Origin of the sequence: Rhizobium sp. 007 (assembly GCF_015353075.1) — a bacterium.
GTDB lineage: Bacteria > Pseudomonadota > Alphaproteobacteria > Rhizobiales > Rhizobiaceae > Rhizobium.
The window spans coordinates 3,614,874-3,628,499 of sequence record NZ_CP064187.1 but is presented as its reverse complement, the minus strand read 5'-3'; the positions used below and the strand labels follow the sequence as shown (position 1 = coordinate 3,628,499).

General features: G+C 59.8%; 15 protein-coding genes and 1 pseudogene. 11 read left to right on the top strand and 5 right to left on the bottom strand.

Going from position 1 to position 13,626, the window contains the following annotated elements; genetic code table 11:
• Window positions 1–162 precede the first annotated feature (162 nt).
• Genes ISN39_RS17760 through ISN39_RS17735 form a run of 6 tightly spaced genes read left to right on the top strand, consistent with a single transcriptional unit; the run spans window position 163 to window position 5,311 of the window.
• Complete coding sequence (locus ISN39_RS17760) at window positions 163–729, top strand: F0F1 ATP synthase subunit delta (protein WP_074069901.1); 567 nt, start codon at window positions 163–165, stop codon at window positions 727–729.
• Window positions 729–2,258: a F0F1 ATP synthase subunit alpha gene (atpA, locus tag ISN39_RS17755; RefSeq protein ID WP_194728369.1), complete on the top strand. Its 1,530-nt coding sequence runs from the start codon at window positions 729–731 to the stop codon at window positions 2,256–2,258. The genes ISN39_RS17760 and atpA overlap by 1 nt, the downstream gene beginning before the upstream one ends.
• 26 nt (window positions 2,259–2,284) lie before the next feature.
• Entirely contained in the window at window positions 2,285–3,169 is an 885-nt protein-coding gene (locus ISN39_RS17750) for a F0F1 ATP synthase subunit gamma (protein ID WP_194728368.1), read from the top strand.
• A 23-nt stretch (window positions 3,170–3,192) separates the two neighbouring features.
• A complete protein-coding gene (gene atpD, locus ISN39_RS17745; RefSeq protein ID WP_194728367.1) occupies window positions 3,193–4,665 on the top strand; it encodes a F0F1 ATP synthase subunit beta in 1,473 nt (490 codons plus the stop codon).
• Window positions 4,665–4,904: a hypothetical protein gene (locus tag ISN39_RS17740; protein ID WP_039846341.1), complete on the top strand. Its 240-nt coding sequence runs from the start codon at window positions 4,665–4,667 to the stop codon at window positions 4,902–4,904. Before atpD ends, ISN39_RS17740 begins: the two co-directional genes overlap by 1 nt.
• A complete protein-coding gene (locus tag ISN39_RS17735) occupies window positions 4,904–5,311 on the top strand; it encodes a F0F1 ATP synthase subunit epsilon (RefSeq protein WP_074069898.1) in 408 nt (135 codons plus the stop codon). The genes ISN39_RS17740 and ISN39_RS17735 overlap by 1 nt, the downstream gene beginning before the upstream one ends.
• Window positions 5,312–5,379: 68 nt before the next feature.
• Here the strand turns inward: ISN39_RS17735 and ISN39_RS17730 are convergent, their stop codons facing one another.
• Window positions 5,380–6,564, bottom strand: a complete 1,185-nt coding sequence (locus ISN39_RS17730; protein WP_194728366.1) for an acyltransferase — start codon at window positions 6,562–6,564, stop codon at window positions 5,380–5,382.
• A gap of 221 nt (window positions 6,565–6,785) precedes the next feature.
• A pseudogene (locus tag ISN39_RS17725) lies at window positions 6,786–7,359 on the bottom strand (NAD(P)H-dependent oxidoreductase).
• A 66-nt stretch (window positions 7,360–7,425) separates the two neighbouring features.
• Here ISN39_RS17725 and soxR point away from each other — a divergent pair.
• Window positions 7,426–7,887, top strand: coding sequence for a redox-sensitive transcriptional activator SoxR (soxR, locus tag ISN39_RS17720; RefSeq protein WP_074069895.1), 462 nt, complete (start codon window positions 7,426–7,428; stop codon window positions 7,885–7,887).
• 244 nt (window positions 7,888–8,131) lie between these two features.
• Here soxR and ISN39_RS17715 read toward each other — a convergent pair whose 3' ends face one another.
• Window positions 8,132–9,175 (bottom strand): saccharopine dehydrogenase NADP-binding domain-containing protein, encoded by a 1,044-nt coding sequence (locus tag ISN39_RS17715; protein ID WP_194728365.1) that lies wholly within the window; start codon window positions 9,173–9,175, stop codon window positions 8,132–8,134.
• Window positions 9,176–9,278: 103 nt separating this feature from the next.
• On the opposite strand from ISN39_RS17715, the gene ISN39_RS17710 reads away from it, so the two are divergent.
• Entirely contained in the window at window positions 9,279–9,875 is a 597-nt protein-coding gene (locus tag ISN39_RS17710) for a TetR/AcrR family transcriptional regulator (protein ID WP_194728364.1), read from the top strand.
• Between the two features lie 296 nt (window positions 9,876–10,171).
• Here the strand turns inward: ISN39_RS17710 and ISN39_RS36470 are convergent, their stop codons facing one another.
• Both ISN39_RS36470 and ISN39_RS17700 read right to left on the bottom strand, forming a co-directional pair.
• Entirely contained in the window at window positions 10,172–10,333 is a 162-nt protein-coding gene (locus ISN39_RS36470; protein ID WP_246763248.1) for a hypothetical protein, read from the bottom strand.
• A 133-nt stretch (window positions 10,334–10,466) separates the two neighbouring features.
• Window positions 10,467–11,243 carry a DeoR/GlpR family DNA-binding transcription regulator gene (locus ISN39_RS17700; RefSeq protein WP_194728363.1) on the bottom strand — a complete coding sequence of 259 codons (777 nt, stop codon included), beginning with the start codon at window positions 11,241–11,243 and terminating at the stop codon, window positions 10,467–10,469.
• 94 nt (window positions 11,244–11,337) lie between these two features.
• On the opposite strand from ISN39_RS17700, the gene ISN39_RS17695 reads away from it, so the two are divergent.
• The 3 genes from ISN39_RS17695 to ISN39_RS17685 all read left to right on the top strand — a co-directional run bounded on the left by ISN39_RS17695 (window position 11,338) and on the right by ISN39_RS17685 (window position 13,515).
• Window positions 11,338–12,108 (top strand): SDR family oxidoreductase, encoded by a 771-nt coding sequence (locus tag ISN39_RS17695; RefSeq protein WP_194728362.1) that lies wholly within the window; start codon window positions 11,338–11,340, stop codon window positions 12,106–12,108.
• A gap of 102 nt (window positions 12,109–12,210) precedes the next feature.
• A complete protein-coding gene (locus tag ISN39_RS17690; protein ID WP_074069891.1) occupies window positions 12,211–12,552 on the top strand; it encodes a metalloregulator ArsR/SmtB family transcription factor in 342 nt (113 codons plus the stop codon).
• A gap of 69 nt (window positions 12,553–12,621) precedes the next feature.
• On the top strand, window positions 12,622–13,515 hold the full coding sequence (locus ISN39_RS17685) for a LysR family transcriptional regulator (protein WP_039846333.1): 894 nt from the start codon (window positions 12,622–12,624) through the stop codon (window positions 13,513–13,515).
• Window positions 13,516–13,626 lie beyond the last annotated feature (111 nt).

Below are 13,626 nucleotides of genomic sequence, written 5' to 3'. Positions count from 1 at the left end.
ACGCGTGTTGCGAGTCCCGACATCCTATGTTAGACGGACCCCGAATTTCGGAAGAAGCAAGAGGCTTCTCTTGCGATTTCTGGGGGAAATCAAAACGAATTCAAGAGCATAGGTCAGGCGCCCGCCAAAGGCCGGATTCTTGGGTTGAAATCAGGGAAATTTGTGCCCGTGGCAGACACGTCCCAGCTTGCTTCTGGTGTTGCAGAACGATATGCGTCCTCGCTGTTCGAACTGGCTCTTGAAGAAGGCGCCGTCGAGAGCGTCACTGCAGATCTCAATCGTTTCCAGGCGATGCTGGACGAGAGCGACGACCTGAAGCGCTTCGTTGCAAGCCCGGTATTCTCCGCAGACGATCAGCTCAAGGCGGTCGCTGCAATCAGCGAGAAGGCCGGCATCAGCGGCTTCTTTGCGAATTTCCTGAAGGTTGTGGCGCGTAACCGCCGCCTCTTTGCCCTTCCGGGCATGATCAAGGCCTTCCGCATCATTGCTGCTCGCCAGCGTGGCGAAATTTCTGCCGAGGTCGCCTCGGCCCATGCGCTGACGGCAGCGCAGGAAACCGAATTGAAGGCGGCGCTGAAGGGCGTCACCGGCAAAGACGTGACGATTGCCGTCACGGTTGATCCGTCAATTCTTGGTGGTCTGATCGTGAAGGTCGGGTCCCGTCAGATTGATACGTCGCTTCGTACCAAACTTTCTACCCTCAAGCTTGCATTGAAAGAGGTTGGCTGATGGATATCCGCGCCGCGGAAATTTCCGCAATTCTCAAAGATCAAATTAAAAATTTCGGCAAAGAGGCGGAAGTCTCGGAAGTCGGTCAGGTGCTTTCTGTCGGTGACGGTATTGCTCGCGTTTACGGTCTGGATAACGTTCAGGCGGGTGAAATGGTCGAGTTCCCCGGCGGCATCCGCGGCATGGCGCTGAACCTTGAGTCCGATAACGTCGGTGTCGTTATCTTCGGCAACGACCGCGACATCAAGGAAGGCGACACCGTCAAGCGGACCGGCGCCATCGTTGACGTTCCGGTTGGCCCGGAACTGCTTGGCCGCGTCGTCGACGCTCTCGGCAATCCGATCGACGGCAAGGGCCCGATCAACGCGACGCGCCGTGCGCGTGTCGACGTCAAGGCTCCCGGCATCATCCCGCGCAAGTCGGTTCATGAGCCGATGTCGACCGGCCTCAAGGCAATCGACGCTCTCATCCCCGTCGGCCGCGGCCAGCGCGAGCTTGTCATCGGCGACCGCCAGACCGGCAAGACCGCGATCCTTCTCGACACGATCCTGAACCAGAAGGCCATTCACGACTCCGGTCCGGAAGCTGAAAAGCTTTTCTGCGTCTACGTCGCCATCGGCCAGAAGCGCTCCACGGTTGCGCAGTTCGTCAAGGTTCTCGAAGAACGTGGCGCCCTGAAGTATTCGATCATCGTCGCCGCGACGGCTTCCGATCCCGCTCCGATGCAGTACCTGGCTCCGTTTGCCGGCTGCGCCATGGGCGAATATTTCCGCGACAACGGCCAGCATGCGCTGATCGGTTACGACGACCTGTCCAAGCAGGCTGTTTCCTACCGTCAGATGTCGCTGCTGCTGCGCCGCCCGCCGGGCCGCGAAGCCTATCCGGGCGACGTCTTCTACCTGCATTCGCGTCTCCTCGAGCGCGCTGCAAAGATGAGCGACGAAATGGGCGGCGGTTCGCTGACGGCTTTGCCGGTCATCGAAACGCAGGGCAACGACGTTTCGGCTTTCATTCCGACCAACGTGATCTCGATCACCGACGGCCAGATCTTCCTCGAAACCGACCTGTTCTATCAGGGCATCCGTCCGGCTGTTAACGTCGGTCTGTCGGTTTCGCGCGTCGGCTCGTCCGCACAGATCAAGGCGATGAAGCAGGTTGCGGGCTCGATCAAGGGTGAGCTCGCCCAGTATCGCGAAATGGCCGCCTTCGCCCAGTTCGGTTCGGATCTTGACGCTGCGACGCAGCGCCTGCTGAACCGCGGTGCCCGCCTGACCGAACTCCTGAAGCAGCCGCAGTTCTCGCCGCTGAAGGTGGAAGAGCAAGTCGCGGTCATCTTTGCGGGTGTCAACGGCTACCTGGACAAGATCGCTGTCGCTCAGATCGGCAAGTTCGAGCAGGCATTGCTCTCGTACCTGCGCTCGGAAGGCTCGGCCATCCTCGACACGATCCGCACGGAAAAGGCAATCAGCGACGATACCAAGGGCAAGCTTGTGGCTGCTCTCGATACCTTCGCGAAATCTTTCGCCTGATCGCACCTAATTAGGACGGAAAACGGATGCCTTCACTTAAGGATCTGAAAAACCGGATCGCCTCCGTCAAGGCGACGCAGAAGATCACCAAGGCGATGAAAATGGTCGCCGCGGCGAAGCTTCGGCGTGCGCAGGAGGCGGCCGAGGCCGCCCGGCCCTACTCGGAGCGCATGGCGGCTGTTCTTTCGAACATCTCCAAAGCGATGACGGATGCCGATAGCGCACCAGTGCTCATGACGGGTACGGGCAAGGCTCAGGTTCACCTGCTCGTTGTCTGCACCGCCGAGCGCGGCCTCTGCGGCGGCTTCAATTCACAGATCGCGCGCTTTGCCCGCGACCATACCCGCAGGCTCATCGCCGAAGGCAAGACCGTCAAGATCTTCACCGTCGGCAAGAAGGGCTATGACGTTCTTCGTCGCGAATTTGCTTCGCTCATCGTCGAGCGCAAGGAGCTTCGCGACGTGAAGCGCATCGGCTTCGAGAATGCCGACCAAATCGGCAGGCGCGTTATCGAGATGTTCGAAGCCGGCGAATTCGACGTTTGCACGCTGTTCTACTCGGAGTTCAAGTCGGTCATCTCGCAGGTGCCGACGGCTCAGCAACTCATCCCGGCTTCGGCTCCGGAAGCTGTTGCTGAAGACGTTGTGCATGCAGGTGCCGTCTATGAATACGAGCCGGATCCGGCATCGATCCTGAACGATCTGATCCCGCGCAACATTTCGGTCCAGATTTTCCGCGCGCTCCTCGAGAACGTCGCCGGCGAAATGGGCGCGAAGATGAGCGCGATGGACAGTGCGACGCGCAACGCTGGTGAGATGATCAACAAGCTGTCGCTCAGCTACAACCGGCAGCGTCAGGCTCAGATCACCAAGGAACTCATTGAAATCATTTCGGGCGCGGAAGCGCTCTGAGGTTAGAGAAAGAGGGTATGAAAATGGCTAGGGCAGCTACCCCGAGGGCGGCAGCGAAGACCGCTGCTAAGAAGACCGCCACAGGCTCTGTCGGCAGGGTCACACAGGTTATCGGCGCCGTCGTCGACGTTGCTTTCGAAGGCGAACTGCCGGCGATTTTGAACGCGCTCGAAACCACCAACATGGGCAACCGCCTGGTTCTGGAAGTCGCGCAGCATCTCGGTGAAAACGAAGTCCGCACGATCGCCATGGACTCGTCCGAAGGCCTGGTCCGCGGCCAGGAAGTTATGGACACCGGCGCTCCGATTTCGGTTCCGGTCGGCCCGGAAACGCTCGGCCGCATCATGAACGTCATCGGCGAGCCGGTTGATGAAGCCGGTCCGCTGGTTACCGCTTCCAAGCGTGCGATCCACCAGGACGCACCGTCTTACGTCGAGCAGTCGACGGAAGCACAGATCCTCGTCACCGGCATCAAGGTGGTCGATCTTCTGGCTCCTTACGCCAAGGGCGGCAAGATCGGCCTCTTCGGCGGTGCGGGCGTCGGCAAGACGGTTCTCATCATGGAACTGATCAACAACGTTGCCAAGGCGCACGGTGGTTACTCGGTGTTTGCAGGCGTTGGTGAGCGCACCCGCGAAGGTAACGACCTCTATCACGAAATGATCGAATCGGGTGTCAACAAGCATGGCGGCGGTGAAGGCTCGAAGGCAGCCCTCGTTTACGGCCAGATGAACGAACCGCCGGGCGCGCGCGCTCGCGTCGCTCTGACCGGTCTGACGGTTGCCGAAAACTTCCGCGACCAGGGCCAGGACGTTCTGTTTTTCATCGACAACATCTTCCGCTTCACGCAGGCAGGTTCGGAAGTGTCGGCTCTGCTTGGCCGTATTCCTTCGGCCGTTGGTTATCAGCCGACGCTCGCAACCGACATGGGCCAGATGCAGGAACGTATCACGACGACGACGACCGGCTCGATCACCTCGGTTCAGGCTATCTATGTTCCGGCCGACGACTTGACCGACCCTGCTCCGGCAACTTCGTTCGCGCACCTTGACGCGACGACCGTTCTATCGCGCTCGATTGCCGAAAAGGGTATCTACCCGGCCGTCGACCCGCTCGACTCCACCTCGCGCATGCTCGACCCGATCGTCGTCGGCGAAGAGCACTATGAAGTTGCTCGCAAGGTTCAGTCGACGCTGCAGCGCTACAAGGCCCTGCAGGACATCATCGCCATCCTTGGCATGGACGAACTGTCCGAAGAGGACAAGGTCGCCGTCGCCCGTGCCCGCAAGATCGAGCGTTTTCTGTCGCAGCCGTTCTTCGTTGCCGAAGTCTTCACCGGTTCGCCGGGCAAGCTGGTTGCTCTCGAAGACACGATCAAGGGCTTCAAGGGTCTCGTCAACGGCGAATACGACCACCTGCCGGAAGCTGCCTTCTACATGGTCGGCTCGATGGACGAAGCCATCGAGAAGGCCAAGAAGCTCTCCGCAGCTGCTTGATGAACGAAGCTCGTGACGAGATTTTCTGCTGCGACTCCCTGAAGGAAGTCGTGGCAGGACTTCCCGCCCCGGCGGCGCCGACCGTTTACAGAGCAGATAACGGCGTGCTGATGATGGTAGTGGGTTTGGTCCAGACCGAGGAAGGTCTGGGATATCTCGATCAGGCGATAATGCACTGCCCGTTCTGCGGGACCAAACTGCAAGATGCAAAGGCCATAGCCGAGAAGGTAAGTCACTGATGGCTGACAATTTCAATTTTGAACTCGTATCTCCGGAGCGCCTGCTCCTGTCGGAGATGGTGACGGAAGTTGTCATTCCGGCAACCGAGGGCGAGATGACCGTCATGGCGCACCACGCCCCGACGATGACGACCATCAAGCCGGGCATCGTCAGCGTCCGCTCCAGCGGCGGCTCCAAGCAGGACTACGTTGTTTTCGGCGGCTTCGCCGACATCCTGCCGACCGGTTGCACGCTGCTTGCAGAATCCGCTGTCGCGGTCGAGGACCTGAGCAAGGACGAGTTGACCCGTCGTATCGAGGCTGCGAAGAAGGAGCTTGAGGATGCCCTGCATCACGAGCACAAGTCCAAGCTCGAGCATTTCATCATGGAACTGACGCATCTGCACGGCATCGTCCAGCAGGACTGATCGAGATTGCAACGAAATGACCTAAAGCGGCCTTAGCGGGCCGCTTTTTGTTTGCGGCAGGGGCCGGCTTAACGTGGAACGGCATGGACTTTCACTAAGACCGGCCGTTCGACGAAAATATAGCTGAGGCTTCCGATGACGAACACAAGGGCTGCTGCGAGGAGCGACCAGAGCAGCCAGCCGTAGAGAAGATCGTCGCTGATCGGGCCGAAGGCGGAAGGAAAAAGCGCCTTCACGGCTGAAATGACCGGATCCTGCCAGATATAGATGCCGAACGAAATTTTCGCGGTGAAGCGGACCGCTCGACTATCGAGACAGTTCCCAAGCCATAGCGAGCGCGCCAGCGCGACAAGCGCCACTGCAATAGCGATCGGAAAGAGCGGAAAGCTATAAGGAATTCCGAGCCAGCCATAGGCCTCCCAAGGCCCGCCTGCGGACGAGACGAGGGCAGCGACGCTACCGGCTATGGCGAGACAGGCGAGGACATCGAAGAGGGCTACCCTTCGCTTCGGCAGGATTGTCTCGACGCCGGAAGCAAGGATACCGAGCGCGAAAATCGCAAAGAAGCCGATCGGATTGTAACGCGGCATCCATTCCTTCGCACCGCCCGCCATGCCGAACTGCCAGCCGCGCTGCACGTGGTCCGGCTGCAAGGCGTTGACGATTAACCAGTGCAAGACAAGAGCGGTCGCTATGGCGCCAAGCCAAAGGAGACGCGTGGACAAGCGCGGCAGCGGGCGGCTGAAGTGATGAAGAGCGAGCATGAACGCCGGCAGCAAAACATAACAGGTCGCTTCGAATGGAATCGACCAAAGCGGCCCGTTCCCTTCGACCGGAAACAAAGTGCGCCAATGCCACTGGCTCATCAAAAGGAAGCCTGCGGCATAACGCATGCCGAGCTCGGCCGTTGGTGGATCTCCGAGCAGCGTGATGCTCAAAACGAAGCCTGCGGTCAGCGCCACCCAGTAGCCAGGCAGGATGCGTGCCGCACGATGTATGGCGTAAGTTTTCATACCCGGCAATGGGCGGTGCTCATCGAGAGCTCGCCAGAAAGGCCGCGCAAGCAGATAGCCGCTTAGAACAAAGAAGATCGCCACGCCGAAATTGCCGAAGCGGGCAATGACCAAGGCCGATTGCGCGGCGGGATCCACCTGATTGATGTCGATGCGCAGGACAAGATGATGAATGAGCACGAGCAGGCACGCGGCCGCACGCATGGCATCGGCACCTGCCAGCCTCCGATCTCTCTCCATTCGTGCCTCGCCTGTCTGCTTTTCCTCAGGCCTAGGACATGATGGCGCGTAGGACAAGGGCGCTGCTTTGGGACCGCCGGCATGTGGACGAGCGCGCGATCCATCTTCGCCGGCCATCGGGCGGGAATGCTAACATATGCACCGGGCGAACACTCGGACATAGGCCAGCCCGGGTGCTCGCCGGCGTTTCCGTACCTGCCGGGAACGGAAACAGGCGTGGTTCAGGCGGCGATGTTTCGATAAGGTCGCTCGGCGCGCGCGGCGGACAACGCATGCGCCCACCATTGCAGCCTTGCCATCGTCCTGGCGAGAAGCTTGAGCGCGTCTTCGGGCCGCTCGAGGTTGCCGTCTTCATCGAAACGGTTCCAAGGTGCCGCAATGCTCACGGTGTCACGTATGGTGACGGCATGGAGTTCGGCGAAGACAAGCCGCAGCTGTTCGACAGCACGCAGACCGCCCGAGATGCCTCCATAGGATACGAAGGCTACAGGTTTGCCGTGCCAGGGTTCGTTGAACGAATCGAGCACGAATTTGAGTGCCGCTGTGAAGCTGTGGTTATATTCCGGCGTGACGACGATGAAGGCATCTGCCGCATTCAGACGAGAGGCGAGACGCTCTATTTCCGGATGATCGCTATCATGCCGGGCAGGCAGATCGAAGTCGAGCGGATCGATGATATCGAGGTCGATCAGCGGGTAGAGCGTGAGCTGCCGGGTCAGCCATTTCACCACCCGGTCGCAGATCCGGCCCGCGTATGCTTCCGTAGATGACGCCGATTTTGATGGCTGTTTGCATATATTGCCCCTTCTTTACGCTGCAAGGAGCTTGGCTTATAAAACCTCAACCAATATTGAGGTCAATATGCAAACAAGTTCGTCGACCAATTTCAGCAGGCTTCTCACTGTAGGCGAAGTGGCAGAGCGTAGCGGACTGGCCGTCTCGGCGCTGCATTTCTACGAGGCCAAAGGCCTGATTTCGAGCATGCGGTCGCGCGGCAACCAGCGGCGTTACGGGCGCGATGTCCTGCGCCGTCTCGGCATCATCAAGGTGGCGCAGAGGGTCGGCATACCGCTGGCCGAAATTCAGGCGGCCTTCGATACGCTGCCGCAGGGGCGCACCCCAACTGCGGGTGACTGGCAGAAGCTCTCGCAGATGTGGAAGGACGATCTGGATTCGCGGATCAAGCGGCTGACGTTGCTTCGCGATCGTTTGACCGGTTGCATCGGCTGTGGTTGCCTGTCGATCGAAAGCTGCCCGTTGCGCAATCCCTGCGACAAGCTTGGGAAAGAGGGAACCGGTGCGCGCCTGCTGGAGGAGGCTTAGGCGGCCGCTGCAATCGCCCGCATGTAGCTGTCCAGGGCAGCCGCCTCATCCATTTGCAGATATAGCCCGTTCTTGGTCCTTCGCCACAGGATGTCTTGAGCGATGACGGCCTATTCGGGGTCGTTTGCGGGAGGGGGCGATTTGCTACCTTAAGGCCCCGTCGGCCCGAAGCTGCGGATACGCGGGAGAATTAAAGTCCCCCACGCCATTGTGAGGGACTTTCTGAAAATCTGAGGTTTCCGAACTAAGTTTCCGATATCTCGACCGACAGATCCGGGCCGAGCGCCTGCAGGAAGCTGGCGGCATTGAAAATGGCTGCCGGCGGCTTTGCGCCGACATCGCGGATATCCCTCGACAGGATACGCTGGACCGCTTCGCAGATAATCGGCGCCGAGACGGCGTAGATGTCCTGCCCCTGCGCGACGATCCGGCGGCGCATGTCACCCTGCGCGACGATCACCTCTACCGCGAAGCGCTGCGCCGAACGCCCGGTTTCGTCGACCGCCTGCGGCGGAGGCGTCGATGGATCACGAACATCCCGCAGGGCGATTGTGCTGAGAAAGGTGTGCAGCTCCTTCGTCCGGACGTGACGGGCTATCAGCGGCACCTCCGAAAAGGGAAGTTCGACAAACGTCTGCCGGCCGAACGGGGCCGGTAGGATCGACACCCTTTCGGCAGGCGGTTGATGCACCGGCTCCAGCTGCCCGCCGCTGACGGCCAGGCGCCGCGCGGTGTTTTTTTCTCCGGTCACACGTGTGCCTCTCGTCGGGAGCCAGCTGTCGAGCGCAACTCGGATTTCGATGGTGTCGGCGTGCTCCCACTCGTCCATGACGGCCGCCACGAGCAGGTCGGCCAGGCCGCCATAGAAACCCATGGCCGGGATGATGGCCACGCCTGCTTTCCGGGCTGCGACCTCGTGGCGCTCGAACGTGGCTTGTACGCTCGGCTGCTCTGCCGTCACGTCGAGATAATGAATCCCCGCCCGCAACGCGGCACGCGCCACCGCGTCGGCCGTATCCATGAACGGGCCTGCGCAGTTGATAACCGCCGCCGCGCCGGCGAGCGCCCTGTCCAAAGCCCCATCATCCTCGACAACTGCTTCGCGGCATTGGATGCCGCGCTCCGGAAAGCCCGCAGCCGCCAGCCTCTCGGCATTCCGTCCGATGGCGATCGGTTTCAGACCGCGCCGCAACAGCTCGGTCACAACAAAACGACCGGTATGGCCGTTCGCTCCCAAGACCGCGACGGATTGGGTTGTCTTCGTGATGTCAGTTTTATCGATGGTCATTGCTCTCTCCTTCGCTACAGACCTGTCTGTATCTACCAAAACATACAGGTCTGTAGCGTGTCAATCCGTTTGCTGTTATGGTCGCGGAATTGGAGGTGCACGAATGACGAAAAGCACAACGAACTCTCCTGCCTCAGGCGGCAACGAGGTGCGGGACAGGATTCTCGAGGCAGCGTCGGAACTCTTTTACCGGCGCGGCGTGCGCGCCGTCGGCGTCGATCTTGTGGTCGAAAAGTCCGGTGTGGCCAAAACCAGCCTCTATCGCCATTTCGGCACGAAGGACGACCTCATCGCGGCCTTCCTCAAGCGTGAGGACCTGGACTTTTGGAGCACCTGGGATCGAGTGAGGGAACGGCATCCGGACGATGCCTGGGCCGAGCTTGTCGCCCATTTCGAGTGGATCGGCGAACGGGTCGGGCGGGAAAATTACCGGGGCTGCCCGCAGATCAATACCGCGGCCGAGTTCCCCGAAGCGGATCACCCCGCCCGCAAGGTCGCCGAAGCCCACATGCGCGAGATGCGGCGGCGTCTGAAGACCATCGCCGAGGGGCTGGCGGTTGCCGCACCCGATCGGCTCGCCGGCCAACTGGCGGTTCTGATCAACGGCGCCTTTGTCAGCATGCAGCTGTTTGAACCCGGCGAGGCAACTGGATTGCTCCGTGATGCAGCGCATGCCCTAGTCGCCGCCAGCCGTAGCTGATTACACTGGACGTCCACTGGAAGCACAGATTACCGGGTGAGGACGCAAAGCTCATAGCTGATCCGGTTCACACGGCCATCGTCATCTATGACGGAATTGCGCCATCTGGCCGCAATAACCTCGTCAATCGGCACATCCTCCATCGGCACGAACCGGCAGCCATCATCCACCTTGCTCCTGATCCAATCCAGCGCCACTAGCATCGGACGCCACACAGTGTTGTTCGACCGGAATTCCAGAACCGAAAGCAGCAGGCTGGGCAGATGCGTCGGTATGATTGGCCCAGGATGACCGCATCACCTTATATATGCGCCGATCAAGCGCCCCGCGTGGCTCTCCTTGACGATCGCCGCCAGCTTGTCCTTGCCGACGATCGGGAAAATAACATCGCAGATGCGCCCGGACGGATCCTCGATCGAGGCGCTGGCGATCTCGACCAGCAACCCGTTCCTTGCCATAGCTCGTTGATCCCGCCGCCAATCACGAAGAGGTCGAAGATCTGGCTGCACACGATTGCTCTCCAAGTCTCAGGCTATCAAACGAAACAATATAGCGCCTAAAACGAAGAAAACCGAATGTCAAACGAACGCTCTACGACAATTCTTTTTCCGAGGTTTCGATCAGATTGATGCCGCTTTCCGCGCAGACCTTCCTGAGGGATTCGACATTGCAGTCGTCGGTGACGAAGGTGTGGACCTGTGACAGATGGCCGATGCGCACCGGAGCTGTGCGCTCGAACTTGGTGGAGTCGGCAACGAGGACGACGTGGCGCGCATTCGCCATGATTGCCTGCGCGACCTTCACCTCGCGGAAATCGAAGTCGAGAAGCGCACCGTCCGGATCGATCGCCGAAGCGCCGATGACGGCGTAATCGACTTTGAACTGCCGGATGAAATCGACGGCTGCTTCGCCGACGATGCCGCCATCCGAATGGCGCACCACGCCGCCCGCGATGACGACCTCGATCGAGGGAAAAAGGCGCAAGCGGCTGGCAACGTTGATGTTATTGGTGATCACCATCAATTCCTGATGGTCGACGAGCGCTTCCCCGACGGCCTCGGTCGTCGTTCCGATATTGATAAAGAGCGAGGCTTTGTCGGGAATGAGATCAGCGGTCGCGCGGCCGATCGCGAGTTTTTCGCTAGCGGCGATCGAGCGGCGCGCCTCGTATTTCACGTTCTCCGTCCCGCCAGGAAAAATCGCTCCGCCGTGAATGCGCGTCAGCACATGCCCATCGCAAAGATCGTTCAGATCCTTGCGGATGGTCTGCGGCGTCACGGAGAAGCGCGATGCCAGATCTTCGACCAGCACGCGGCCTTCCGCTTTGGCGATATCGAGGATCTCCGCCTGCCGTCCGGACAGAAACATGGTTTCGCTCCCTTTCTTTCGTTGGGCCGGATCATATGTTAAAGCGAAAATTGCGCAATCGGCGACTGGCGGCCGGAGCCGGGAGGGTTCAAGCGTGTTTCATCCCAAGCTTTTTGAGAATCGCAATGTTGTGGTGACCGGAGCAGGACGTGGAATCGGCCTCGAAGTCGCGCGGCAGTTCCTGGATTGCGGCGCGCACGTCCTGGTTCACACTGGCCGCAACAGCGAAAGGGATTTGCCGGATTTCCTGCTGACGGCAGAGCAGGAGCGGCGTGCGGTTCTCGTTGCAGCCGATTTTCTCGCGCCGAACGGCACTGCCGCTTTCGCAGCGAAAGCTCTGGATACTTTCGGCATCGTACACGCACTCGTCAACAATGCCGGCACCATGGTCGGCCGGTTTTTGGCAGACACGTTGACCGATAGGGAATACGACACGATCGTCAGACTCAACCAGACATCTGTCGTCGAACTCACGCGTGCGCTGCTGCCGGCGTTGCGGGCAGCCCACGGGGCGGCGATCGTCAATACGGTTTCCATCTCGGCGCTGACCGGCGGCAGTCCCGGTTCGGCAATCTATTCCGCCGCCAAGGCTTTCGTCGCCACTTATTCTAAAGCGCTCGCACGCGAGTTGGCGCCGGATGCGATCCGGGTCAATTGCGTGTCGCCCGGCACGATCGAAACCGACTTCCACGGGCGTTATTCCTCGCCGGAGAAGCTGGAGCAGACCCGCAAGGGCATACCGCTGCAACGTCTCGGGACTGCCGAGGATTGCGCGCCCGCCTATCTCTTTCTGGCTGCGCCATCGCTCTCCGGCTACATCACGGGCCAAGTGCTCGAAATCAACGGTGGCCAGCTTATCTGCTGATTTGTTTGGACTTTTTTTGGTATTTCGCCAATTGGGTACAATGCCGGCGTGTGGATATGTTATCGTTGCGGCTACCTGAAGTGCATCCAGCAGAGATTCAGAATGCCCTTGCCAACGACCGAACCGGGAATAACCGGCCAGGAACTGCAGAAGCTTGCTGTAAAAGCCCACGAAGCAAGCGATCTGCTGAAAGCAATGGCGCATCAAACCCGGCTTCTCATTCTCTGCATCCTCGCCAACGAGGAAAAGACGGTCAGCCAAATCGAAGAATTGCTCGGTATGCAGCAAGCGATGGTTTCACAGCAGCTTGCGCGGCTGCGCATGGAGGGCCTCGTCAACACTCGCCGGGCAGGCCGGCTGGTCTATTACAGCATCGGCAATGCCAATCTGACGATTTTCCTGGATTCTCTCTTCGGCTTGTTCGAAGCGACCGATCCCGACTGATTCCTGCCCTTGCGATTATTGGCGGCTAGCGCCAAAGATGGCTTGTCCCCGAAGCGGGCGGGAGGCCGGATGATCGACAAACTTGAATTCTTCATTGCCCTTGCCAACGAAAAGCACTTCGGCCGTGCTGCCGAGGAGTGCGGCATCTCGCAGCCCACGCTGTCGGCTGCAATTCGGCAACTTGAAGATCAACTGGGCGTCATGCTGGTGCAGCGGGGCTCACGATTCCAGGGTCTGACGCCGGAAGGCCAACGTGTCCTCGAATGGGCAAGGCGCATCGTCGGTGACACGCGCACCATGCGCGAAGAGATGCGCGCGGCGCGCAAAGGTCTTTCCGGCCATCTGCGCCTTGCTTCCATTCCGACAGCTCTGGCGATGCTACCGCGTATTACGACACCTTTTCAGGAGCGGCACCCGGACGTCACCTTCTCCATCGTTTCGCGCAATTCGCTGCAGGTGTTGAGCATGCTCGAAAATCTCGAGATTGACGCCGGGGTGACGTATCTTGAAAACGAGCCGCTTGGGCGTGTAACGACCGTGCCGCTTTATGCCGAGCGCTATCACCTGATCACTGCCGCTGGAAGTCCGCTTTCCGATCGCGAGACCGTGACCTGGCGCGAAGTGGGCGACCTTCGGCTTTGCCTATTGACGGCTGACATGCAGAACCGCCGCATTATCAACCGGCACCTCGCGGAAGCGGGCGCGAGCGCGCATCCCACTTTGGAATCCGGTTCGATGATCGTGCTGTTTTCTCACGTCAGAACCGGGCGCTGGGCGAGCATCATGCCGCGTAATGTCGCTGAATCCTTTGGATTTCCGGCCGAAATACGCATGATTCCGATTGTCGAGCCGGCGGCCCATCATTCGGTGGGCTTGGTCGCCACACATCGTGAGCCTTTTACGCCTCTCGTGTCTGCATTGCTGCACGAGGCGAGAATACTCGCAGAGAGCGAAAGTCTCTGATAGAAATTTCCTATCAGTCGACGGAACAGCTTTATTGATCGCTCGATGTTTCCCTGAAAGACTCCCTTCGAGATACCGGATCGGCATGGGGAGGCCGTTGCGGTGAGCGAC